General features: G+C 37.5%; 5 protein-coding genes. All 5 read right to left on the bottom strand.

Translation table 11 applies throughout. The features are described from left to right. The coding region (locus ACFIKH_RS08900) for a YqaJ viral recombinase family protein (RefSeq protein WP_375671512.1) at nt 1-296 on the bottom strand (296 nt) is incomplete at its 3' end. Nucleotide 297: 1 nt separating this feature from the next. Continuing rightward, entirely contained in the window at nt 298-1,092 is a 795-nt protein-coding gene (locus tag ACFIKH_RS08895) for an ERF family protein (RefSeq protein ID WP_375671511.1), read from the bottom strand. A gap of 140 nt (nt 1,093-1,232) precedes the next feature. Beyond that, nucleotides 1,233-1,961 carry a Rha family transcriptional regulator gene (locus ACFIKH_RS08890; RefSeq protein WP_375671513.1) on the bottom strand — a complete coding sequence of 243 codons (729 nt, stop codon included), beginning with the start codon at nt 1,959-1,961 and terminating at the stop codon, nt 1,233-1,235. A gap of 14 nt (nt 1,962-1,975) precedes the next feature. Continuing rightward, complete coding sequence (locus tag ACFIKH_RS08885; protein WP_375649761.1) at nt 1,976-2,332, bottom strand: antA/AntB antirepressor family protein; 357 nt, start codon at nt 2,330-2,332, stop codon at nt 1,976-1,978. Nucleotides 2,333-2,398: 66 nt separating this feature from the next. Continuing rightward, a complete protein-coding gene (locus tag ACFIKH_RS08880; protein ID WP_375671510.1) occupies nt 2,399-2,773 on the bottom strand; it encodes a hypothetical protein in 375 nt (124 codons plus the stop codon). Nucleotides 2,774-2,800 lie beyond the last annotated feature (27 nt).

Raw genomic sequence — 2,800 nt, 5'->3', positions numbered from 1 at the left:
CCCGCCATTTTCATTTTTGGGTGTGGGATAAACCCGCATCTTGTGACTTCTGCGTCATAAATGAATTCATATTCTCTCAAGGCATTCTCTTCATGTTCAATGCCCCATTGCATAGCAGGTGTTGTATAAGATTGGCTTATTCCCTCTATTAGGCGTTCTATCATGAGTTTCGTTTTGTAGTCTTCATATTTGCTTGTAGGCAAACCTTTTGCTGTCTTACTGAGTACGTTGTAAACGTTTGAAGCAGTGACTTTACCCAAGCGCGCTTGAAACCATTCTGCTGTTCTTTGTTTCATCTCACACCGCCGTTTGTTGCTCTTGTGGCGTTGCTATATCGGCATCTTGTATAGTAGAATCTGTTTCCACCTTTTGCTTGTTTTGTTTCTTTTTCAAAAGATGCAATACCGTTTGTGCTTGTCCTTCAGACATATCGTCAAGCTTTTTGACGTCGACATAAGCAAGTATTTTTTCTTCTTCTGCTTGGGTTTGTACGATGAGTCTTCTGATTTCATTGATCTGTTGTGGAAAAGCCTTTTTAATAGGTGTGTTTCCATCCGTATCATCATCTTCACTCACGACATTAAGAAGCATACCTAACAGATATCTGCGTGCGTATGTGATTGCAGAACCAACCGATTGTATATTTGACTTGCATCCTTTCGTGTCATAAGGAAACTTTCCTTCTGTTGAGATTTTATTTCCAGACGGATGCGTCAAAGTCATTTCTATAATTATATTGTCTGAACTCTGTTCTTTGATACGAGAAAACAAAGCAAATCGGTGTTTTGCAAGAGTATTTTTTACAGCATCAATGTACTGGTCAAGGGTTGCATATTGGCTGTTTGTATGGGTGTTTGTAGAGTTTTTTTGTATTTTTTGATATTCTATTTGCATATTCGAAAGATCACTGGCAAATCTTTCGTAGTTTTGTCGTTCTATTTCTTTTTCTCGTAATGCGATCAGGCGCTCTAAGCGGTCCATATCGACGTCATTTCCTAAGGCTTTATTTAAAATGCGTTCCATAGCAGTTTGTTCGACGGCTAAATGCTGTGTTTCTTCAATTTCTGTTAGGTTAGTGTTTTGTTCCCTCATCTTGATTTCCTCCTATTTGAGCGCAATTCCCCCGTGGCGTGAATCACGCTTGTTTTAAAAAGTTGTTTGTGTGGTTAGAAACGGTTTATAGAGATACTATAAGATTAGTCGTTCGTATTTCTTTTCCATAATTGTTGCTCTTAATGCATGCTTTGTCTTTTAAGCTCTTGAGACAGCACACCAATTCCTTTTGCTGTGATTTTTGCGCAAGGAATGACTTTTTCTATTCCACTTGCGGTTTGAAGTGTGATGGTTGGACAATCCATAAGTTTCTTTTGGATTTTGTCTTGATACGGTAGCAAATTTCCACCTGCTGCTCGTCTGTAAACCCAACCTTTTTGCTGTAAGAATTGAATGAATTGTTTTGGTTGCATCTCGAGTATTTTAGCGGTTTCTGTAAGACCAAAGAGTCCATTATGACGCTGTAAGCTTTCAAGAGCCATGGCTTTTGGTGTTAAATCTTCAATGATGGTGTCTTTTTGATCTATTTGACCTTGTAGGTAATTCAAAAAGCCAATCATAGCCTTTGGACTTGAATAGTCGATTTGTGGTATTACTGCTTGCTTTTCCAATTCTTGCCAACGGTCTATAATCCTAGCGCGTAATGTCATGCTGTAACCAGAAACTAAAATGAGGCATTCACGTTTAGGAAGGTTGTAACAGTTTTGGGGCTTACCCTGTTTATCTAAATAGGTGGATCCAAATTTGGATTGACCCCCTTCAGGATATAATTCTCCTAACATTTGTCGAATATCACGCATAATATGCGCATGTTGCTTACCGCATAACTCTGCAATTTCACGACTAGACATGGTTGGAACAGTTGTGTTTTGAAAATTGTTTTCAGGTATTGTAATAAAGTTTCGCATCATCACCCCCTTAATTAAGAAAAACATAAGTTTTGGTATAATATTCTGCCTAAGTTTCTATGGCGTTCTGCTTTAGCGATTTTCCTTGCTGCGTGAATTTTGAAGTAATGATTATCGGTTTTATCTGTTTCTATTTCAGATTTTGGACAAATCTTCTGTCTGTTCCATTCTTGTTTTGTAAAAACAAAATCCACGCCTTCTTTTAGATCAAACTTTTCAACACAATCGTTAAACCAAGTGGAAAAATCTTGTTTCAAATGTAAGTGCCTATGCATCACATGGGCTTTGACCATTTTGGCATAACCAATTTTGTTGTCTACCTCGTTTTCAGGTATGAGATATCCTTCACTATCATTATCATGTGTGTTCATAAGTTTACTCTAATCAATTATTGATGGGAAAAGGGGAGGCGCTTTTAAAAGCGCCCTTTAGAATTTTTAAAGCACATCACAAGGACACAAACGGTGTTGTTGTTCATAAGTACCGTAAATCTCATCATTATATTTTTCGTCTGCGATCTCGTCTAAAAGTCTATTGTAAACATCACTTTCTTGTATAAAGTAATGAACCTCACTATCTTCATCGAGACGTTCGATATTTTCTTTTACATATGCTTCTGCGATCTCTTCAGAAATGTCTTCACAGTTCTTTTCAGAAGGATTGATGCGAAAGATTTGGATTGCATCATCTGCCTCGTCAATAATTTTTAGAACTTGGCTTTCATCTAATGGTCCAGACCGACCAATGTTTTGATCATCATCATAGACAACTAATAAAATTTCGTCAGAATTTATAAGAATTGGATTTTCCATAATTTCTCCTCCCTAACGCCTCTTGGC

Origin of the sequence: Bartonella sp. SD1336NMGDW, from assembly GCF_042193565.1 — a bacterium.
Classification (GTDB): Bacteria; Pseudomonadota; Alphaproteobacteria; order Rhizobiales; family Rhizobiaceae; genus Bartonella; species Bartonella grahamii.
This window is presented reverse-complemented; position numbering and strand designations above follow the sequence as displayed.